Source organism: Bacillus pumilus (assembly GCF_003431975.1).
GTDB classification, from domain to species: Bacteria; Bacillota; Bacilli; order Bacillales; family Bacillaceae; genus Bacillus; species Bacillus pumilus_N.
In genome coordinates this window covers 949,685-970,730 of the sequence record NZ_CP027116.1, presented here as the reverse complement: position 1 = coordinate 970,730, position 21,046 = coordinate 949,685, and the positions used below count along the sequence as shown (strand labels likewise).

At 39.7% G+C, this 21,046-nt stretch carries 23 protein-coding genes; 12 read left to right on the top strand and 11 right to left on the bottom strand.

Features of this window, described 5'->3' with window-relative positions; translation table 11 throughout:
* Positions 1–11: 11 nt before the first annotated feature.
* Positions 12–869 carry a D-amino-acid transaminase gene (gene dat / locus C5695_RS04750; protein ID WP_117729632.1) on the bottom strand — a complete coding sequence of 286 codons (858 nt, stop codon included), beginning with the start codon at positions 867–869 and terminating at the stop codon, positions 12–14.
* A 296-nt stretch (positions 870–1,165) separates the two neighbouring features.
* Between dat and C5695_RS04745 the strand changes: the two genes are divergently transcribed.
* Entirely contained in the window at positions 1,166–2,020 is an 855-nt protein-coding gene (locus C5695_RS04745) for a polysaccharide deacetylase family protein (RefSeq protein WP_117729630.1), read from the top strand.
* Between the two features lie 39 nt (positions 2,021–2,059).
* On the opposite strand, the gene C5695_RS04740 is transcribed toward C5695_RS04745, so the two are convergent.
* The 3 genes from C5695_RS04740 to C5695_RS04730 form a co-directional block, all read right to left on the bottom strand.
* Complete coding sequence (locus C5695_RS04740; RefSeq protein WP_395940509.1) at positions 2,060–2,791, bottom strand: NAD-dependent protein deacylase; 732 nt, start codon at positions 2,789–2,791, stop codon at positions 2,060–2,062.
* A 29-nt stretch (positions 2,792–2,820) separates the two neighbouring features.
* The gene (locus C5695_RS04735) at positions 2,821–3,909 is read right to left on the bottom strand and encodes a mechanosensitive ion channel family protein (protein WP_117729626.1); all 1,089 of its coding nucleotides are present in this window, start codon (positions 3,907–3,909) and stop codon (positions 2,821–2,823) included.
* 164 nt (positions 3,910–4,073) lie between these two features.
* Positions 4,074–4,175 carry a YhdX family protein gene (locus C5695_RS04730; protein ID WP_008359843.1) on the bottom strand — a complete coding sequence of 34 codons (102 nt, stop codon included), beginning with the start codon at positions 4,173–4,175 and terminating at the stop codon, positions 4,074–4,076.
* A gap of 307 nt (positions 4,176–4,482) precedes the next feature.
* Here C5695_RS04730 and C5695_RS04725 point away from each other — a divergent pair, with 307 nt between their 5' ends.
* From C5695_RS04725 to crcB (C5695_RS04715), 3 genes are read left to right on the top strand one after another with little or no spacing between them, the layout of a single operon-like run.
* Entirely contained in the window at positions 4,483–5,199 is a 717-nt protein-coding gene (locus C5695_RS04725; protein WP_117729624.1) for a glycerophosphodiester phosphodiesterase, read from the top strand.
* Positions 5,200–5,204: 5 nt separating this feature from the next.
* Positions 5,205–5,600 (top strand): fluoride efflux transporter CrcB, encoded by a 396-nt coding sequence (gene crcB, locus C5695_RS04720; RefSeq protein ID WP_117729622.1) that lies wholly within the window; start codon positions 5,205–5,207, stop codon positions 5,598–5,600.
* Positions 5,601–5,966, top strand: a complete 366-nt coding sequence (gene crcB, locus C5695_RS04715; RefSeq protein WP_117729620.1) for a fluoride efflux transporter CrcB — start codon at positions 5,601–5,603, stop codon at positions 5,964–5,966.
* Here crcB (C5695_RS04715) and C5695_RS04710 read toward each other — a convergent pair.
* On the bottom strand, positions 5,963–6,355 hold the full coding sequence (locus C5695_RS04710; RefSeq protein ID WP_117729618.1) for a transcriptional regulator: 393 nt from the start codon (positions 6,353–6,355) through the stop codon (positions 5,963–5,965). The genes crcB (C5695_RS04715) and C5695_RS04710 overlap by 4 nt on opposite strands.
* A gap of 89 nt (positions 6,356–6,444) precedes the next feature.
* Positions 6,445–7,827: a hemolysin family protein gene (locus tag C5695_RS04705; protein ID WP_117729616.1), complete on the bottom strand. Its 1,383-nt coding sequence runs from the start codon at positions 7,825–7,827 to the stop codon at positions 6,445–6,447.
* 334 nt (positions 7,828–8,161) lie between these two features.
* On the opposite strand from C5695_RS04705, the gene C5695_RS04700 reads away from it, so the two are divergent.
* Both C5695_RS04700 and C5695_RS04695 read left to right on the top strand, forming a co-directional pair.
* Positions 8,162–8,602, top strand: coding sequence for a MerR family transcriptional regulator (locus C5695_RS04700; protein ID WP_117729614.1), 441 nt, complete (start codon positions 8,162–8,164; stop codon positions 8,600–8,602).
* Positions 8,603–8,660: 58 nt separating this feature from the next.
* Positions 8,661–9,992: a hemolysin family protein gene (locus C5695_RS04695; RefSeq protein ID WP_117729611.1), complete on the top strand. Its 1,332-nt coding sequence runs from the start codon at positions 8,661–8,663 to the stop codon at positions 9,990–9,992.
* 42 nt (positions 9,993–10,034) lie between these two features.
* On the opposite strand, the gene C5695_RS04690 is transcribed toward C5695_RS04695, so the two are convergent.
* Entirely contained in the window at positions 10,035–10,637 is a 603-nt protein-coding gene (locus C5695_RS04690; protein WP_106048880.1) for a lysophospholipid acyltransferase family protein, read from the bottom strand.
* 371 nt (positions 10,638–11,008) lie between these two features.
* Between C5695_RS04690 and C5695_RS04685 the strand changes: the two genes are divergently transcribed.
* Genes C5695_RS04685 through C5695_RS04675 form a run of 3 tightly spaced genes read left to right on the top strand, consistent with a single transcriptional unit; the run spans position 11,009 to position 12,829 of the window.
* Positions 11,009–11,500 carry a sigma-70 family RNA polymerase sigma factor gene (locus C5695_RS04685; RefSeq protein ID WP_003211938.1) on the top strand — a complete coding sequence of 164 codons (492 nt, stop codon included), beginning with the start codon at positions 11,009–11,011 and terminating at the stop codon, positions 11,498–11,500.
* Positions 11,493–12,551, top strand: a complete 1,059-nt coding sequence (locus tag C5695_RS04680; protein WP_117729609.1) for an anti-sigma factor — start codon at positions 11,493–11,495, stop codon at positions 12,549–12,551. Before C5695_RS04685 ends, C5695_RS04680 begins: the two co-directional genes overlap by 8 nt.
* A complete protein-coding gene (locus C5695_RS04675) occupies positions 12,539–12,829 on the top strand; it encodes a hypothetical protein (RefSeq protein ID WP_008348984.1) in 291 nt (96 codons plus the stop codon). Before C5695_RS04680 ends, C5695_RS04675 begins: the two co-directional genes overlap by 13 nt.
* A 135-nt stretch (positions 12,830–12,964) precedes the next feature.
* Here C5695_RS04675 and C5695_RS04670 read toward each other — a convergent pair whose 3' ends face one another.
* Positions 12,965–13,798, bottom strand: a complete 834-nt coding sequence (locus C5695_RS04670; RefSeq protein WP_117729607.1) for a C40 family peptidase — start codon at positions 13,796–13,798, stop codon at positions 12,965–12,967.
* A 354-nt stretch (positions 13,799–14,152) separates the two neighbouring features.
* On the opposite strand from C5695_RS04670, the gene C5695_RS04665 reads away from it, so the two are divergent.
* Positions 14,153–15,517: an alkaline phosphatase gene (locus tag C5695_RS04665; RefSeq protein ID WP_117729605.1), complete on the top strand. Its 1,365-nt coding sequence runs from the start codon at positions 14,153–14,155 to the stop codon at positions 15,515–15,517.
* 48 nt (positions 15,518–15,565) lie between these two features.
* Here the strand turns inward: C5695_RS04665 and C5695_RS04660 are convergent, their stop codons facing one another.
* Together C5695_RS04660 and C5695_RS04655 are read right to left on the bottom strand one after the other, a co-directional pair.
* The gene (locus C5695_RS04660) at positions 15,566–16,990 is read right to left on the bottom strand and encodes a SpoVR family protein (protein WP_395940507.1); all 1,425 of its coding nucleotides are present in this window, start codon (positions 16,988–16,990) and stop codon (positions 15,566–15,568) included.
* A 67-nt stretch (positions 16,991–17,057) separates the two neighbouring features.
* On the bottom strand, positions 17,058–18,257 hold the full coding sequence (locus C5695_RS04655) for a globin domain-containing protein (RefSeq protein ID WP_117729600.1): 1,200 nt from the start codon (positions 18,255–18,257) through the stop codon (positions 17,058–17,060).
* Between the two features lie 183 nt (positions 18,258–18,440).
* Between C5695_RS04655 and C5695_RS04650 the strand changes: the two genes are divergently transcribed.
* Both C5695_RS04650 and C5695_RS04645 read left to right on the top strand, forming a co-directional pair.
* Entirely contained in the window at positions 18,441–18,872 is a 432-nt protein-coding gene (locus C5695_RS04650) for an Rrf2 family transcriptional regulator (protein ID WP_106048874.1), read from the top strand.
* A 159-nt stretch (positions 18,873–19,031) separates the two neighbouring features.
* The gene (locus C5695_RS04645; RefSeq protein WP_117729598.1) at positions 19,032–20,507 is read left to right on the top strand and encodes a catalase; all 1,476 of its coding nucleotides are present in this window, start codon (positions 19,032–19,034) and stop codon (positions 20,505–20,507) included.
* 177 nt (positions 20,508–20,684) lie between these two features.
* Here C5695_RS04645 and C5695_RS04640 read toward each other — a convergent pair whose 3' ends face one another.
* A complete protein-coding gene (locus C5695_RS04640; protein WP_233230835.1) occupies positions 20,685–20,969 on the bottom strand; it encodes a YqzG/YhdC family protein in 285 nt (94 codons plus the stop codon).
* Positions 20,970–21,046 lie beyond the last annotated feature (77 nt).

Genomic DNA, 21,046 nt, shown 5'->3' with positions numbered 1-21,046 from the left:
CTCTTTTTTATTTATGAAGAAATTGATGCTTCACTTTCATGTTTAATTTTTTGCTGGAAGCCTTCCTGTACACGTTTTGTCGTCTCTCCTGGAACGCCTTCCCCTACTGGCTGGCCATCGATGTCTACAATCGGAATGACTTCAGCCGTCGTCGAACTAATAAAGATTTCCTGTGCGCGGAGCAGCTCTTCTTTGCTTATCCGAGTTTCTTCAACACGGTATCCCTCTTCTTCACATACCTCAAGAAGCTTTCTACGGGTAATACCATTTAAAATAAGATTATTTGATGGATGCGTGCGAATCACACCATCAATGACGGCATATACATTCGAGGAGGTTCCCTCGGTCACAAAACCATCTCTCAATAGTATGGCTTCAAACGCACCGGCTTCAGATGCTTTCTGCTTTTCCATGACATTATATAAGAGGTTTAAACTTTTAATATCACATCTTAACCAGCGAAGGTCCTCAGATAATAATGCCTTTGCACCAGCTGTCTGCTCTTGAACAGGCTTTTTCACCTGGAACGTATATGCTGTGATTTGAGGAGTGAGAGAGTCGCCATATTGATGTTTACGAGGTGCGACGCCCCGCGTAACTTGAATATACACACCGCCATCTGTTAATTGGTTGTGGGCAACAAGCTGTTTTAACTTTTCTTCCATATCTGATACTGCACCTTGAAGATGAATGCCGATTTCTTTTGCACTCTTGAACAAACGCTCTGTATGCTCTTTTAATGTAAACAAAGTCCCATTGTATACACGGATGACCTCATAGACACCGTCACCAAATTGATAGCCTCTGTCTTCAATGTCAACATGCGCATCCTTTTTTTCAATGAAATCGCCATTATACAATACTTTCATACGGAATCTCCCCTTCGCTTCGCATTAATGGTTGAGTCTGATGCTATCTTAGCGGATAAATGGGTACGTTTCAATGATTATTCAGAATTATTTCACATCATGTTAAAAGGGTAACGTTCCATTGTAACAAATATAGATTTATAACCAAAAAGATTCCAATTTTTTAGCATCTTCTATATTCATAGGCTCTTTTTTCCTGTATACTTACTCCATATGAACACGACAAAAAACAGCGAAAAAAGACAGAATCTACTACATGATTCGACACAAATTTTTGATTTATTGGAGCGATTGTCATGCAACGGGCTACGAAAAAACAGACACCTTCAAACACGCTGCTGCTCTCAAAGGCGATTGGTTTGGTCATTCTGACACTGATCCTCTTTTTTATTTGGGATATATCGAAAACCAATATGCAGGCAGCAGACAAACCGGCTGAAATGTCTGCGAGCAGTCAATTTCGAGACACAAGCCAAAGTTTGAAAGCAAAAGATGATTCTACGAAAACATTAGATGCACATTTTAAAATCAACCCAAACAAACATGTAACGGATCAAACGATCTTTTTAACTTTTGATGATGGTCCATCAGCGACATCGAATCAGCTGTTAGATGTTCTTAAGGCGCACCAAGTAAAGGCCACATTCTTCATGCTTGGACCGCAGATTAAGGAACATCCCGCAGCTGTGAAAAGACTTCATCAAGAAGGACATCAGTTAGGGCTTCACGGCATCACACATGATGTGAAGCGCTTTTATCAAAAAAGTGATTCCCCCGTTCATGAGATGAAGGAAGACCAGCGCATTTTGGCTTCTGTCACAGGTGAGTATACCCATCTTGTGAGAACGCCTTACGGTAGCGTCCCAAATTTAACTGATCAGCAAAAAGCTCGTTTAAAACAAAATGGCTTTGTCTACTGGGATTGGACAATTGATAGTCTTGATTGGAAATATAAAAGCTCAAAATATGTGCCAGAGGTATTAAATCAACTACAAGTACTAGAAACAAAACATCCAAAAGAACCAAAGATCATCTTAATGCACGATCAGCCAGCGACAGCAAAATACTTAAACAGTTTAATCACACAGCTAAAAGCGAAGGGCTATACATTTGAAGTCCTTGATGAAACAATGAAGCCGCTGCAGCAATAAAGAAAACCCGCACCTATTGGATGCGGGTTTTTTGATGATTTATAAAGCTTTCACGAGATCACCAATTCGCTCATGAAAGACAAGATCAAACAATGGATCGTATTCTGTTTCACTCAAATTCATCATCACCTTGAAGATGGAAGGATTTTGAGCTGCATCTTCTGGAATATATCTTGCCGGCGCCACTTCTAGGGAAGTTCCCATAACGAGTAGCAAGTCTGTTTGCTGAAGTGATTTCTCTACTTGATCAAGATGTTGAACTCTATCTCCGAAAAGGACAACATCCGTTTTCAGCACACGTCCACATGTGCGCCCTCCTGAGGAAACTCTTTGACATACCGGCACTTCTTCTTTTAATAAATAAGGAAGTTCATATGTCGTATGGCACGATGGGCAAGTAGCTGTTTGAATGGAACCGTGGAGTTCATACACATGCTGGCTTCCCGCCTTTTTATGCAGGCTGTCGATATTTTGAGTGAAAATATCCACATGCTTTCCTTGTTTCTCAAGGTTGGCTAAAAAGGTATGTCCACTATTCGGCTCGTACTCCCCGCTCATTTTCATCTGAAACAATTCCTTGAATTTCGGCCAGAATTGATGAGGATTTGATAAAAAGTAGGATCGGCTCATTGCCTCCATGCGGGCGGTATCTTCAGTCCACAAGCCACCCGTTGATCTAAAATCAGGGATACCCGATTCTGTACTCATACCTGCACCTGAAAGCACCATAATATGTGAAGCCTGCGTTAATTTCTCTCTTAGCGCTTCCACCTTTGATTGATCCACTCACCATTCCTCCTTTATTGACCCAGCTGTTTCACACCTTTTTGTTTCATATAAATGGTCTGTCCAGGGAAGGCAAATTCTACACCTTCTTCTTGGAAAATACCCATGATACGATAGTTAATGTCCTGTTTAATATCAAGGTTTTCAGCCCAGGCCGTCGTGTTTGTGTAAAAGTTGAAAAATAAATTCAAATAACTGTCAGCCAGTACATCGAGATTGACCATAATCGTCTCCTTATGCACACCATCATGCTCATACAGCATTTCTTTGAGACGTTTGATGCAGCGGTCAAGATTTTCCTTTGGTGTATTGTAAGATACTCGTACGGAAAATGTAATTTGGCGTTTATTCATTCTCGTCCAGTTCGTGATAGGTTCCTTTGAAAGCGTAGAATTTGGAACTGTCACAACGGCTTCAGCAGGTGTTCTAAATTTTGTGCTACGAAATGTAATGTCCTCGACAGTCCCAAGAACACTTGGTGTCTCTACAAAGTCGCCCATCGTAAAAGGCTTCTCTGTAATGATGACAATCCCTCCAAAAAAGTTCGCTACAGTATCTTGTGCTGCAAGCGCAAAAGCTAGACCACCTAAACCAAGACCTGCCACCAGTCCGTTTACATCATAATTAAATTCTTGTGCGATCACGCTAATACTCAGTGCAATGATAATGAAACGAAGTACCTTTGATAAAAACGGAGCTAAAATATCATCCATTTCTAATTCAAATTTCGAATTTACTTTTTGAAATAAGAAAGAAGAAGCAGCGGTTAAATTACAAAGCCCCCATGTCAGCATCAATATAATGGAGGATCTATATAATTTGATGATGACATCCATATGATGCTCAAAATATGGTGCCTGCCTTAGCGCAAAATATAAACCAAGTGCGACAAAAAACAGCCTCGCGGGCTTTTCGAATGCCACCACAATTTGGTTAATGACCTCTGTTTTAGACCGATTGGTCAGCCTAAAGAGAAGATGAAATAAGTACTTCGTAAATACTTTCCGAAGCAATAAAAAAAGCAATAAAATACAAAGGCTAATGCCGATTTGGATCGCAATATCTACTGTAAAATATGTATCCATCCATTTTTGTGTAAACATGTTTGTCTCTCTCCTTTAAAACAATCCTCTCTAGTTTATAATATAACCTTCGTTCATGTCCTCTCTTAAATGTCTGACCTCTATATAAAAAGCCTCGGGACTGATCCCGAGGCTTGATGTGCATTTATGAAATTTTGGCTAGAGACATATCGACGGGCAGCAAACTACTTTTTCTTCTGAGCCTGATCAAGGAGAGTCGCTTTAAACATTTCAGCATCCGTTTCGACCTTAATACGTTCTTCCACTCTAATTCTCCCTTTACCCAATCATCTCGCCTCCTTTTCATCATTATAAAACATCAGAATTTTCAGTCAACATGACGAAAGCACTAATATTTTGGCGAACGCTGACGATTTGGAGAAAATTGATCGAAGAAAAATTGATGTTATTCAGATTTACTCAATGAAAGCTTGGGATATTCCTGCAACTTTTCATATTTGAAACCTCATACTTTCTCGGCACATGCCGTTCGCCCTTACATACTGCTCTTCTTCCCTCCATATAGTAAAGAAGGAAAAACGGGAAAGCATTTGATATGATAAGACTAGAACTTATGTCAGGGAGCTGGAGCATGTGTATATTATCGCGCATAGAGGGTCATCAAGCGCTGCCCCAGAAAATACAATCGCCGCGTTTGATTTAGCTGTTCAGCAGGGTGCAGATTATATTGAATTAGATGTACAGCTCACAATGGATCAGCACGTTGTCGTGATCCATGATGATACAGTTGACCGAACAACGAACGGAAGCGGCTTCGTCAAAAGCTATACACTTGATCAGCTGAAAAAACTGGACGCAGGAAGCTGGTTTGATCCTCAATACACGAACGAACGAATGCCAACATTACAAGAAGTTCTTGAGAGATACAGCCAGCGAATCGGAATATTAATCGAGATCAAACACCCAAAACGGCAGATAGGAATTGAACAGGCAGTTATCAATATCATCAATCAGTTTGCCTATTCTCGTCATATCATGGTTCAATCTTTTGATGAGAGTGCCCTTCAAAGAATCAAAGCTTACGCCCCTTCTCTTCGAACAGCTTTAATCATAAAGCCTACTCCATTCAAACTGGCGAAAAGAAAATTAACAGCGTATCGCTCGTTTGCCGATTGTCTTAATATGAAGAAAACGATGATCAACAGACGGTGGATAGACCGCATTCACTCATTCGGGATGGATGTATTTACATGGACTGTAAAAGATCAAAAAACAGCCGATTGGATCAAAAAATACCCCGTTGATGGAGTGGTGACAGATCATCCGGCATTTTTTCTAAAGGAGAAATGATGTAAATGAAAGCATATTTTGCCGTATTTATTGGCGGACTAATCGGGACGCTTTGCAGGTATGAATTAAGCCAAGCCGTTGTCAGTGAATCCTTTCCCTATGCAACGCTAATTGAAAACGTGATAGGTAGTCTTCTGCTTGGTTTGTCAACAGGATATTTTATGTTCCGGAAGGACAAAAAATATCTTGCCGCTTTGATCGGAACAGGTTTTTGCGGAGGTTTTACGACAATGTCGACTTTTTCTAAAGAAACAGTTCTTTTATTACAAACGGGGCAGTTCACCTCAAGTGTGATGTATATTCTGAGCTCAGTCCCTTTCGGAGTGGCCGCTGCCTTATGTGGACTGATGATGTCTCAGCGTCTCTTTCATCAAAATAAGCAGCAGAAAGGAAGCAAATAAATGATCGTTTTATATACAGCTGTTGCTGGTGGGATTGGCAGCGCCCTTCGCTTTTTCATCAGCCAATCGATACAGAAAAAGAAGTCTCATGCACGTTTCCCGTATAGTATCATTCTCATCAACTTATTAGGCGCAGCCGGTTTAGGTGTAGTGACAGGTGCCGTAGCGGCAAATCATCCGCTACTCGTGATTATTGGAACTGGTTTTTTCGGTGGTTTCACAACATTTTCTACGTTTAGTGTAGAGTCTGCGACCATGCTGCAGCAGCGGCAAATCGGAAAACTTGCTGTCTACTTATTTGTGACACTCGTTGGGTCTTTCTGTCTCTTTGCTGCGTTTTATCAAATAGGACAGCATCTATTTTAAATATTCGTAATGGCGGCTAGACTGATGAGCAGTTGATCCATGAGCTGACGTTTCATTAGAAAGAGTGTTTTCTCACTGTAGCCGATTTCCATAGCACACTTGGCCATGCGCCAATCTCGAAAATATTTGTAATCGATGAGTTGTCGCTCTATTTCATCCAACTCTTTTAGTGCGGTTTCAATACAGACAACGATAAGTTCATACTGACTCTTTTGCTCTTCTAATTTCTTCCTTGTCATATGATCCAGATGGAGCGGGTTTCTTTTTTCAAGCTGCCTTTCAATATTTACAATCGCCGCCTGATAATTTTTAAAATTCTTCAAATGAAACTCAATTCGTTTCATTGAGGTTTTTTTCTCCGTGATACTTGCTGTTTCATACCAAAGCATGTCCATCCCCCTCTAACGAACGTTTGTTCTTATTATAAACCGAACGTACATTCGTTAAAAGAGGCTAAATACCTAAAAAAACCTTGAGCTTATTTTTCGCTCAAGGTCATTTCGTTTACTAACAGCGGTTCTTTTATATCAAGCCCAGTGCGTGCATTTCCTTTTTCTGATGATGAAACGCCCTTCTTCAAGTCGATCTTTTTCACGTAGCGTCCATCCATCTCCAGCACCTTCATTCGAATATCATCAATGTAAATGGATTGTCCTTCTCGGATATCAATATTCTCTTTTAAGATTAACCCGCCTATTGTATCAATTTCTTCATCATGATAGGAGATTTCGATTAAATCTTGCACTTCATCTAATCTCACTTTGCCATCTAAAACATAATGCTGATCGGCTCTTTTTTGAATAACAGGCTGCTCATCTTCGTCGAATTCATCTCGAATATCTCCGACAATCTCTTCTAAAACATCTTCTGTTGTGACAAGTCCAGATGTTCCGCCATATTCGTCGGTTAAAATCGCCATATGCATTCTATCACGCTGCATTTTGACGAGAAGCTCCTGAATAGGAATCGTGTCAATGACTTCAATCACTGGGTATATATAATCTTGAATTTTCAGTTGATCTTTTTCTCCTTGATACACAAGATCTGCAAAGAGCTGCTTTTTGTTAAGCATGCCGATGACATGGTCTTTATCCCCTGAAAACACGGGAAAGCGTGTATATTTTTCCTTCGTCATGATGGCGAGGATATCATCTAGCGGCATATCTTCTGGAATCGCACAAATTTCTCTCCGAGGAATCATGATCTCTCTGGCAATTCGATTATCAAAGTCGAAAATCTTGTTCATATAATTATATTCTGATGGGTTGATTTCCCCATTTTTTAAGCTCTCAGATAATAAAATCTTCAATTCCTCTTCAGAATGGGAATGTTCTTTTTCAGACCCCATATCGATGCCCATCATTTTGGTTAGCACACGGGCTGACCCGTTTAACACATAAATGAAAGGGAACATCAGGATATAAAATGCATGCAGCGGGCCTGACAGCCAGAGCGTCATTTTTTCTGCCTTTTGAATCGCGAGCGTTTTTGGTGCAAGCTCACCAACGACTACATGCAAAAAGGTAATAATAGAGAACGCAAGTGTTGCTGAGATCAGGCTGATTGCTGAATCAGGAATGTTTGTCAAACCGAAACCTCGAACCAAAAGTTCTTTAACAGCCGGCTTACCAATCCACCCTAAACCAAGGGATGTCACTGTAATACCAAGCTGACAGGCTGACAAATATTCATCTAGCCTTGATGTCACCTTTTTCGCCACGATGGCCTTTTTGGACCCTTCGGAAACAAGCTGATCAATTCTTGAACTTCTTACCTTTACTATGGCAAATTCAGATGCAACAAAGAAAGCTGTTAAAGCAATCAAAACACCGACTATACTCAGATTAACAATATCGTCCATTTAACCTTGCTCTTTCTTAGAAGAACAAGGAGTCACCTCCTGATTGATGATGTGATGTTGTGCAAAACGGTTAACTGATTAAATAAGACTACTTTGAGGGCCCCACTTAACCACCTCCGGTTCACGTATCATTCCGTTTCTCTACATATATATGAAACGGTGTTCATTTTATCTTACCATAAATAATCTGAAAATTCCTGTATCGCCATGTTAAATTTGACAGTAACCGATACCGAGGGAAATCCCCCTCTACTCTTCATATCGGCAGGAAATATGAACAATTAACTTGTATTTCGGGCTAGAATTATATTAAACTATTTTCATAAACTATAACGTGACGGTTAGGAGGGGATGTTCAGATGGGGCTGAGAAAAAGTATCGTATTGGTGAACTAGCGCAGATTGCACAGGTGACGAAACGAACTGTAGATTATTATACAAATCTAGGTTTGCTTGTACCTGTTAGATCTTGCTCGAATTATCGTTATTACGATGAACATGCTTTAAAACGATTACAATTAATCGTTCTTTGCAAACAGCAGAGATTGGCTCTTTCTGACATCAAATCTAGATTAGATGAACAATTCCCTTCTCAAAAGGAAAATCCTGATGAACTTGTCCATTTAACCTCTGATATCGATCGGATGAATGAGCATATGGACCGCATTTTGGCACGTTGTAAGCAGCTTCAGCCAGAACAACGTGAAAAACTAAAAGAGCAGCTTACACCTGAAAAAATGACGGCTGTCCAATCATTTTTACTGCTGTTAAGTTAAAATTTTTACTAAACAGGAGGTGTTACCTTCGTTCTCAAAGTCAGAACGAAGGCCTTAATTGGACATAGTTAATTTACTTATAGTTGCTTTACTTATAGCTTTAACCGCATTTTTCGTTGCATCAGAGTTTGCGATCATTCGCTTAAGAAGCTCAAGAATTGATCAATTAATCGCAGAAGGTAATAAAACAGCAGTTGCTGTCAAGCATGTCACGACTCACCTTGATGAGTATCTGTCGGCCTGTCAGCTCGGTATTACCATTACCGCCCTTGGGATTGGTTGGTTAGGGGAAGAAACCATTGCACACATGCTTGCTCCACTATTTGTAGAGCTGTCCATTCCTCAATCTGCTAGTTCTATTGTCACTTTTATTATTGCGTTTAGTATTATGACGTTTTTACACGTTGTGGTTGGAGAACTTGCACCTAAAACACTCGCCATTCAAAAGGCAGAGCAAGTATCCCTTCTTTTTGCTAGACCACTCATGATTTTTTACAAAGTGATGTTCCCGTTCATCTGGGTATTAAATGGATCTGCTCGTTTGTTAACAAAAGCGTTCGGTCTTCAACAAGTTTCTGAGCATGACATGGCGCACTCTGAAGAAGAATTGCGGATTATTTTATCAGAAAGCTATAAAAGCGGCGAGATTAACCAGTCTGAATTCAAATATGTAAATAAAATTTTTGAATTTGATGACCGTCTTGCGAAAGAAATTATGATTCCTCGTACTGAAGTTGTCAGCTTCCCTCATGATATTACCATTGAAGAAATGCTGAAGGTGACCAAGGTAGAGAAATATACACGTTATCCAATTGAAGATGGCGATAAAGACAACATTATTGGTGTTCTGAACATTAAAGAGGTTCTCACTGCCTGCATTAGCGGTGAATGTTCTACAAGCGATACGATTGAAAAGTTTGTCAATCCGATCATTCATGTGATTGAAACGGTTCCTGTTCATGATCTACTGCTCAAAATGCAGCGTGAACGTGTACACATGGCCATTTTATCAGATGAATATGGCGGAACAGCAGGTCTTGTGACCGTTGAAGACATCCTTGAAGAAATCGTTGGTGAAATTCGTGACGAGTTCGACATTGATGAAATCAACGAAGTCCGTAAACTTGGAGAAGACCATTATATCTTTGATGGAAAGGTTCTCGTTGATCAAGTCAACCTCCTCTTAGGTACACAGCTTGATAACGAAGAGGTCGATACAATCGGCGGCTGGTTCCTTACACAGAAATATGAAGTTGAGAAAAATGATGCCATTCGTGAACAAGGCTATGAATTTATTATTAATGAAGTCGATGGACACCATGTGGCGTACATCGAAGTCAAAAAGCTGAATGAACAATTAGCAGAAGCAGCTGAAGAAGGCGCTTCTTAATCACAAAAAAACGACCCTTGCCGAAGCAAGCGGTCGTTTTTCTTATGCCTTTTCCATTAATTGCGCTTCAAGCTCTTTAATTCTCGTGTTTAACACTTCAGTCATAGCACCTAAACGTTCTTTTGGCGGTAGATGCTCAAATTCTGACTGCTCAATCGGTTCACCGATAATTAAGCGCATTTTCCCTTTTTTGAAAAGGCTTTTCGCATTGGATGGTCCTTTGTACGCTGCTGGAACAATTGGCGCTTTACCAAGCTGGGCAATGGTCACAGCTCCTCTTTTTAAAGGGACATCTTCTGTTGTACGTGTTCCACTTGGAAAAATCCCGACGATCTTTCCCTCTTTTAATAATTTAATGGGCGTTTTAATACTGCTTGGCCCAGGATTCTCTCGATCAACTGGAAAGGCATGAATTTTCTTTAAAAATCCACCGATCCATTTATTTGCAAACAATTCTTTTTTCGCCATGTAGTGGATCTCAAACGGAAGAATTCCTGCGCCTAATGCAAGAACATCCACAAAACCCTCATGTGTACATGCAATGACAAACCCCCGATCCGTTGGCAGATTCTCTTTTTGATATACTTTGATTCCGCCTCGGAGAGAAAATAGTACTTTGATGGTATAGCCTGAAAATTTATACATAGTGCACTTCCTTTGTTTAAAGAATGAAGGATTTGACTCTATTATAACAAATTTTTTATTACCTGGTACTAAAAATTTCACCTCGCAGTCAAACCTTCTCCTCCTTTTTCGTTAGAAATCACTGTTCTTTCTGTATTCATCTCTATTGTTTTAGGAGAGAATAGAATAGAATTGTGTCCAATTTTGTCGTTTTTCGAGGTTTTTTCCTGATTTGTTCTATTGAAAATACTTTATAAATGACACAAATTTCGCTATGATAAGGAGAAATGATTTTGATTCGGCGAAAGAGATGAGTAATGTACGGTATTGAGAAGTTTCGTGCAACTTTATGCCTTTCTTATGCGTGTATAACATAGAGGGGAGAAAAATCAGTGACGATCGATGAAATTTATCAAATGTATATGAACGATGTTTACAGGTTTCTGCTCTCCATGACAAAAGACAAACATTTGGCAGAAGACTTATTGCAGGAAACCTTTATGCGTGCTTATATACATATTCATTCCTACGACCATAGCAAAGTGAAACCTTGGTTATTTCAGGTGGCACGAAATGCTTTTATTGATTATGTCAGGAAACATAAAAAAGAAGTGACCATATCGGATGACCTCATTGGCGGACTTTTACAAACGTCTGTACAAAGCCCTGCCGAACAGGTTGAAATAAAAGAAGTCCTCAACATGTATTTGGAGCAGCTTCCAGATAACTACAAGGAAGCGTTGACATTGTATTATTTAAAAGAATTGAATTACAAGGAAGCATCCAAGGTCATGAATATTACTGAAGCAAATTTTAAAAGTGTTTTATTTCGTGCAAGGCAGCGCCTAAAAGCACTTTATAACAGAGGTGTTAATGATGAATGAAGAGTTTAACAAGCGATGGGAAAAATATAATAATGGTGAAATGAATGAGGAAGAAATGATGGCGTTTGAAGAAGAGCTTGAAGAAAACGAAAAACGCTTAAGTCAAGAACTGAACGACTCGGATTGGACAGATTTTTCGATCAGTCCTGAAAAGCAAAAAGCCATTTTACAATACGGAAAAAGAAAGTCTTATTTACGTATTTCCGTACTTGCTGTTATTTCTACACTTATTATTTTACCGCTTTGTACATTAGGAAGTTATCTATACTACGGCGTTGGCGGAGCAGAGAGCAAAGGCAATCACTTTATGGAAACAGCCGCTGTCACGGTCGCGTTGACAAAACCGAACGTGGCGATTGATATGAAGGATTTAAAAGGTCAGGTCAAGCTCTTTGGGATGAACACCGAATTGAAGCTACAAAAACAAATTGGCAATAAAACAGAAGCGATTGGCAGTGAACAAATCGAGATGTTTTTCGATAAATTAAAGCAGCCTACTATCTCTTATTATGGTGACAACGCACGCAATACGGAGGATTTCTTTACCCATCCTTCGGCGCAGCCAGATGCATCAAAAAAACAGACACTCACCACTTTAGACAAGCTTCCTGAAGGAACAGTCAGTGAAGTGTATGTATCCTATGACAAAGCTTACACACCAAAGGACGTTTATTCCTTTGCTAAAAAATATGATATGAAAGTGCTCTGGAATGCGATGAAAACAGAGGATTCATTAAGCGGGAATCAGCGTCCAATCGGCTTTCCTGGGAAAGACTCTGAATTTTTAAAAGAGCTTAAGCACACACCAAAAACAGAAGTCGATCAATTCAAAGATGCGCTTGCCTATGTTAACCAGCACCCAAACTGGGCAAAAACAATCTCTGGCAGACCTGAACTTGATCTATCAAACCGCATACGCTATATCAACAAAAATGGTGTCACGGTTTACGGCTCTGTGATTACAGGTCCTTCAAAAGAAATTGAGAAATTTGTCAAAACAAAACGCATTAAAACGGCTAAAGTGAGCGAGGTGGAATTATGGAATTGGTAAGAATTTTTAAAGAGCATAATGTATTTGGCTGGATTTCTGTCGGTACAGCGATATTATCTCTTCTTATGCTGAACCTCGCCATTATTAGCAACGTGACATTTTATTCTTTTCAAATGCTTCCTTTTGCAATGGCCGCAGTTCCATTTGGCGTTATTGAACTGTTCATAAAAAAAGGGCGTACAGGCCCAGGTTTCCTCGGTGTCGTCCTGAATATTTTTGTCATTGTTTGTGTCTATGCGATCGTATCAATTGATGTCGATCTTCAACTAGGTTTTTAAATCTCATTAAATAAAAAGCCCTTGTTACTTGACTAATGCCAAGCAGCACGGGCTTTTTTGTATATCGATTTATTTTCTTAAATCTATAGTGCAAATAAAAAAGAGACTGCTTCATAAACAGTCTCTTAGAATCATCTATTTCACAAATGTTTTCGCGCCAAGATAAATTGGCTTCCAGTAGCTTGATTTCATATCACTGATTGTCACACCGTCAGACGCAGCATGAATAAACTTGTTGTTCCCGAGATACACACCCATGTGAGATGGACCCGATTTATATGTGGTAAAGAACACAAAATCGCCGACCTTTGGTGTTGATACGCTTTTCATCGATCCCCAGAAACCTTCAGTTGTTTGTCTTGAGATCTTCTTTTGTTTGTTAATGATATACCACATAAAACCGCTGCAATCAAAGCCCTTCGGTGTCGTTCCACCCCATTTATATGGTGTGCCATTGTGCGCTTTAGCATCTGCTACGAGCTTAGATGTGTTTAAAGAAGAAGCAGAAACAGTTTTTTCTTTAACAGGTGTGGACTTCACTTTTTTAGATGTCTTTTTTACTTTTAGCTTTTGTCCAATTTTGATGAGGTCTGTTTTGAGTTTATTTAACGATTTCAGCTCTTTTACAGTCATCCCGTACTTTTTACCGATCTTAGATAGGGTATCACCTTTCACCACTTTATGAGTGGCTGTCGTTGAAGCCGCTTTTACTTTTGTTGTTGTTTTTGATGTTTTCGTTGCTTTTTTTGAAGAAGTACCATTCACTTTTAAGGTTTGTCCAATATAAATCGTGTTAGATTTCAGCTTATTGTCTGATTTAATCTTGCTTACGGTTGTTTTGTATTTTTTCGCTAGAACAGAAAGAGAGTCACCTTTTTGAACCTTTACTGATTGTGCTGAGGCAGCTCCGGCAAATAATGTCGTCCCAAGTAGAACTGCACTTGCAGCTGTGATCAATTGTTTTTTCATTTGTTCCTCCTGTATGTATCTATCGTGATCCGAATTTTATCTACTTACTATTATAAGGATCAAATACCAGAAGAAATAGTCTTGACTTCCTACGACATTATGCTTATTAATTCGGCAAAAATTATTTTTTTTTAGGGTTCTTTTTATTTCATTTTCATTACACAATCATGACAAAATAAACGCGTCTTGTCATGGATAAATGATACATTCATTTCTCTTTTTTGGTCCATTCTATGTAAAGTGGATATTTACAATTTTAAAGTGAACTTTACGATCCTGTAAATGGGAATCCACAATTCTGCTCTACCATTGTAAACGTAAGAGCGATACATAAACAATGAGGAGGCAAAATGAATGAGTGTGTTGAAAAGCTCGAAAACGAAAATAGCTGCAGTGGCAGCAGCATCTGTGCTATCGATTGGCATTTTTTCAGGAATAGAATTTGGACAACCTGACAATGCAGAGGCGAAAAAGAAGCCAAAAAATGACGTGCAAAATGTGATCGTGCTGATTGGAGATGGAATGGGAACACCCTATCATTCAACTTACCGCTCATTTAAACACAATGGAGACCTTTCAAAGCAAACAGCGTTTGATCCTTACCTCACTGGCATGCACAAAACATACCCTAACGACTCTAAAAACAATATCACCGACTCAGCAGCGGCTGGTACAGCCATGGCAACTGGGAAAAAGACATACAACAATGCGATTGGTGTAGATAAAAACGGCAAAAAATTAAAAACCGTTCTAGAAGAAGCAAAACGCAAAGGTAAGTCTACGGGACTTGTCGTCACATCTGAATTAACGAATGCCACCCCTGCTGCATATGCAGCTCACGATGTATCCAGAAAAAACACAGCAGCCATCGCTGATGATTTCTTTGATGAAAAAATCGGAAAACAGCATACAGTCGATGTCATGCTTGGCGGAGGTCTTGTCGATTTTGTCCGAAAGGATCGTGATTTGACGAAGGATTTCAAACAAGCTGGATATCATTATGTCACCAATAAAGCCGCTCTACAAAAAAACAACAATCAAAAGGTACTAGGCATTTTTGCTGATGGCGGTCTGGATAAAGCGATTGATCGTGATCAAAAGACCCCTTCCCTTCAAGACATGACGTCTTCTGCCATTAAACAGCTGTCTAAAAACAAAAAAGGATTTTTCCTTATGGTCGAAGGAAGTCAAATTGACTGGGCTGGACATGATCATGATATTGTCAGTGCAATGAGCGAAATGAAGGATTTTGAAAAAGCATTTGAAGAAGCGATCCGTTTTGCGAAAAAAGATAAAAATACGTTAGTCATCACGACTGCTGATCATTCAACTGGCGGACTTTCCTTTGGGGCAGACGGTTCAGGCAGCTGGGATTACAAACCGGTAAAAGCAGCGAAAAAGACACCAGATTTCATCGCAAAAAAAATCGTCAGTGGCATGACGGTCGAGTCTGCGCTGAAACGATATATTGATCTTGATTTCACAACAGAAGAAATGGCTTCGATTCAAAAAGCTGCTGAAACAAAAGATGCTGTTCAGATTGATGATGCAATTGAAGACGTGATCAACACGAGATCACATACAGGGTGGACAACATCAGGTCATACCGGTGACGAGGTTCCATTCTATGCATATGGCCCAACTAGTCAGCAGCTAAAAGGAATGATGGAAAACACCGATCAAGCAAAACACATTTTCAAACTACTGAAAAACCAATAAAACCGACAAAAAAGATGTCTGCGACGAGACATCTTTTTTTGATCTTTTTTATGCGAGGTATTTCCTATGAACTCCTTTACCATCATACGAAAACATGACTTCTTTTCCTTCAAGAACTGACTCGATATGCACACTTCTTCCCCATAGCTGATACAAATATGGAAGTACTTTTTCCAAGTATTTCAGATCCAGCTCAATCCCTTCATACCAATGCTTAATATAGAGTTCATTGTTTTTTAAATAGTCGCCATCCATCACCGTCAAATAAGGAAAGCCGCCATTGACCCTCATGCTGACTAGCTGATCACGAACTGCCTTCCACTCTTTATCAATGACTTTATAGTCTCTCCCCTGTTTTTGAAACAAGTACAAATCTTCTCTCATCACAAGGTCTTTCGTTAAATAGTTCCGAATAAAGGAAATATCGGATTCAATCTCCCTTACTTCAAACATTTTGCTACGGCCTGATCCTTCTGTCACCCCTGCTTTTTTTAATTCTTCACATGGGTTGTCATAGCGCTCTTCAATATCTTCAAAAATCTTTAGCCCTAAATAGTAAGGATTAATCCCTGTTTTAGAGGGCTGCACCACGCCTGCATTTAATTTAGCAAACTCTATCGATTCACTTGAATCTAAATCAAGCTCGCGCATAATACGCTGATGCCAATATGAGGCCCAGCCTTCATTCATAATCTTTGTTTCGAGCTGCGGCCAAAAATAGAGCATTTCCTCCCTCAGCATGGTGAGGACGTCTCGCTGCCACGGCTCTAGCTCTCGGGAATGCGCTTCAATAAACAGCAAAATATCCTTTTCAGGTTTTGGCGGAAAGTGCTTAACGGTTTTCTTTTTCTCACGCGTCTTCGGCTCATCCATTCCCCACAAATCATCATACGGGGTCTGTCGCTTTGGTTTATCATCTTCACATTCTTCTTCATCGTCCATATTCCAGCTTAGTTTTGAACGAACAAGAGACGGGTCAATATGCTCCTGAAGAGCCAATACGGCATCTAAAAAGGATTCCACTTCCTTCGTTCCGTGGAGATGCTCATATTCTTTGATCCGCTCTGCCGCCGCTGACATGCTTTCTACCATGTCTCGTTTTGTGTTTTGGAAACGGCAATTATTTTTGAAGAAATCACAATGTGCCAGTACATGAGCCACAATTAATTTATTTTGAACAAGCGTGTTGTTATCAAGTAGAAAGGCGTAGCAAGGATCTGAATTGATGACCAGCTCATAAATTTTACTTAATCCTAAATCATAATGAAGCTTCATTTTATGAAATTGCTTTCCAAAGCTCCAGTGGCTAAATCGTGTTGGCATGCCGTATGCACCGAATGTATAAATAATTTCCGCGGGACAGATTTCATACCTCATCGGATAAAAATCTAGACCAAATCCTTCTGCAATTTCTGTAATTTCATCAATGGCTCTTTGTAAAAGTCGTTTTTCAGATACGCTCAAGGAAACCATCCCTCCTCATCGGACTTATCCCTACTATATGAGCGTATGTACAAAAACATGATGTTCCGCCTTTCGTTTAGACCACTTCCATTTCTTTCGTAGACTGCCCGCCAAATGCTTCGAAATGAATATTCTGCTCAGGAATTCCTAGCTCTTTTAAGATATGAATCATGTCCTGTGTAAACACCGGAGAACCGCATAGATAAAATTGTCCTTTTCCCTCTCCAATTACTGATTGAAGGAATGGGCGGTCAATACGGGTGGCTACCTTCTCAACAAGCTCTCCTTTACCAGATTGTGCAAATTGGTCATTACATAAGATGATGCGTCCATGAGAAGCTGAAGCTAGAACACTTTCAAATTCATTTTCAAAAGCGGTTACATCCTCTAATCGATCTGCATGAATCATCGTAAAAGGCTGCCTGTTTTGAGCAGCTGTTTTCATTAATCCGATCATTGGTGTGACACCAGAGCCAGCACTAATGAAATATGCAGGCTCTTCAGTGACTTCTTCCAAACAGAACATTCCCTGAGGCATACTTACTTGAAGAACGTCTCCCTCTCCCATTTCATCATGTAAAAATGTAGACACATGTCCATCACGCTTCACTGTCATACGATAATAGGATGGATGATGCTGATCTGATAAACTGTATTGTCTGCTGCACATATAGGCTTCTCCTGGCATATCTGCCTGTACTGTAATGTACTGCCCTGCTTCAAACATTGGCAGTTCTGATTCGTCCTCTGGTACTAAGTAAAAGGAGACCAGAGACGGAGATTCCTGTACCTTTTTCTTAATCACAAACGGTTTCACATCTGCCCATCCGCCTGTTTGCTTTGCGTTCTCCTCCATCATTTCTGCTTCAATGGTGATGAAAATATTCGCAATGATATCATATGCGGCCTTCCAAGCTAAAAGCGTGTCATCTTCTTTCGTTAAACCAAACACTTCTTTCATCGCTTCAATGAGGTAATATCCGACGATTGGATATTGCTCTTTTTTGACCATGACACTGACATGTTTATGGGCAATTTGTTTGACCGCAGGAAGCAATTCTTCTAATCGGTCAATGTGCAATGCAGCTTGATAGAGTGTCGCAGCAAGCGCTTCAGGCTGACTTCCGTTCATGAGATTTGTTTTATTAAATTGATTGAGTAGCTCCGGATGCTGCCTGATCATATTTTGATAAAAAACAGTCACAAGTTTGGTTCCCTCACCTTTTAATAAAGGGGCTGATTGTTTAATAGCATTCATTTGATCTTTTGATAACATCGTCATTCCTTCTTTCAAAAGATGTATTTTAAATACATCTTTATCGTAATGGATGACAACTCATAAAAGCAATATTTATAATACATGTTTTAAATATTGCCACATTTCATACTTTCTCGAACAGTTTTTGTCTAAAATGTGTTACGATGGTACAAAACTCTATCAGGTTTAGAGGTTATCAAAATGAAACTAACGAATTATACAGATTTTTCATTAAGGGTACTCATTTATTTAGCATCAAGAGAAAACAATGAACTGTCTAATATTCAGCAGATTGCCGATGTTTATGGCATTTCTAAAAATCATCTGACAAAGGTGATTTACCATCTTGGAAAACGCGGGTATGTGGAAACGATCCGGGGAAGAAATGGCGGGATTAGGCTTGGGAAAAGCCCAGAGAGCATTAACATTGGAGAGGTTGTCCGTTATACAGAGGATGATTTAGTGATGGTTGAATGCTTCGATCCAAAGAAAAACAGCTGTATTATCTCCCCGATTTGTTCATTAAAGCATGTACTTCATGAAGCACTCACTGCTTACTTACGCGTTCTTGACCAATACACATTAAAAGATTTAACTCAAAACAAAGATGCTCTAAGAGAGCTCCTGCTTTAAGGCGAAAGAATTCTATTCTTTCGTCTTTTTCTTTACCTCCTTGTAATAATAATTTATTTAAAATTATTATAAATAAATATTGACTATCATGTTTGATTCAATATAATTAGGGTATATAGATTGCTAGAAAACATTTTTTGTTTACAGGAGGAGAAAAGAATGACAAATTCAAATCATAAAAATTTGACAACGAACCAAGGCGTTCCTGTTGGCGATAATCAAAATTCAAGAACAGCTGGTCACCGTGGACCTACATTCCTTGATGATTACCATTTGATTGAAAAACTTGCACACTTCGATCGTGAACGTATTCCAGAGCGTGTCGTTCATGCAAGAGGCGCCGGTGCTTACGGTGTGTTTGAAGTTGAAAATAGCATGGAGAAACATACAAAAGCTGCCTTCTTAAGTGAAGAAGGAAAACAGACAGACGTTTTTGTTCGCTTCTCAACTGTTATTCACCCTAAAGGTTCACCAGAAACATTGCGTGACCCGCGCGGCTTTGCTGTCAAATTTTACACAGAAGAAGGCAACTATGATCTAGTTGGTAACAACTTGCCCATCTTCTTTATACGTGATGCACTCAAATTCCCTGATATGGTTCACTCTCTCAAGCCAGATCCTGTAACCAATATCCAAGATCCTGACCGTTATTGGGATTTTATGACCTTAACACCTGAATCTACTCATATGCTCACATGGCTCTTCTCTGATGAAGGAATCCCTGCGAACTATGCTGAAATGCGTGGTTCTGGTGTGCATACATTTAGATGGGTGAACAAATATGGAGAAACAAAATATGTGAAATATCACTGGAGACCTTCAGAAGGTATTCGCAATTTATCGATGGAAGAAGCATCTGAAATTCAAGCGAATGATTTCCAGCATGCAACAAGAGACTTATATGACCGTATTGAAAAAGGCAATTATCCTGCATGGGACTTATACGTCCAGCTAATGCCGCTTAGCGATTATGATGACCTTGATTTTGATCCATGTGACCCAACAAAAACATGGAGCGAGGAAGATTACCCGCTTCAAAAAGTAGGACGCATGACACTCAACCGCAACCCTGAAAACTTCTTTGCTGAGACAGAACAAGCTGCTTTCACGCCGAGTGCACTTGTTCCAGGAATCGAAGCGTCTGAAGATAAACTGCTTCAAGGACGTCTGTTCTCATATCCTGATACGCAGCGTCACCGCCTTGGTGCAAACTACATGCGTATTCCGGTGAACTGCCCTTATGCACCTGTACACAATAATCAGCAGGATGGCTTTATGACAACAACTCGTCCAAGCGGTCATATTAACTATGAACCAAACCGTTACGATGATCAGCCAAAAGAAAATCCTCACTACAAAGAAAGTGAGCCAGTTCTTCCTGATGATCGTATGGTAAGACAAAAAATCGAAAAACCGAACGATTTCAAACAAGCTGGTGAAAGATATCGAAGCTACTCTGAAGAAGAGAAGAAAGCATTGATCAAAAACCTAACAGCTGACTTGAAAGATGTAAATGACAAAACCAAATCACTTGCGATCTGCAATTTCTATCGTGCAGATGAAGACTACGGACAACGATTAGCCGACTCACTTGGTGTCGATATTCGCTCATTCCTTCAAGGAAACATGAAATAAATAATTGAATCAGCTCTGATCCCCTCCTCATATGAGAGGATCAGATTATTGGCAAAGTGCTAAAATGATTTTAGCACTTTGTCTTCTTTTCAGCGTGATAGAAAACCATTGCAGGACTGACACCGCATGCGAGCGTTTGTCTACACGCCGAGCCCCTCTTCATAAAGAGGGGCTTTTTTATAGCCGGAATACGTTAATACTAATTAAATGACCAGTCACTGGGTGAAAATAGATTTCTGCGTGTGCAGCAAAAAGCATTGAGCCTTCCTTCACGGTGACGCGAAACACATCTTTTGTCTGGTCATCATTTACTTGTGTACGGCCAATATATCGATAATCGTTTAAAGCGGCGCCTTCATATTCGTCTTGCAACGCTGTGTATGCAAGTCTTTCCCAATTTTCAACAGGCTGTGACGCTGCTTTTATTTCAGGATGGATCATCAAGCTACCAAACAAAACCATTTCTGCTGCAAAAAGCATCCACTTTTTCGGCTGCATGATATCGCCTATCTCTCTTTCATGTATATATTTTGTTTAGC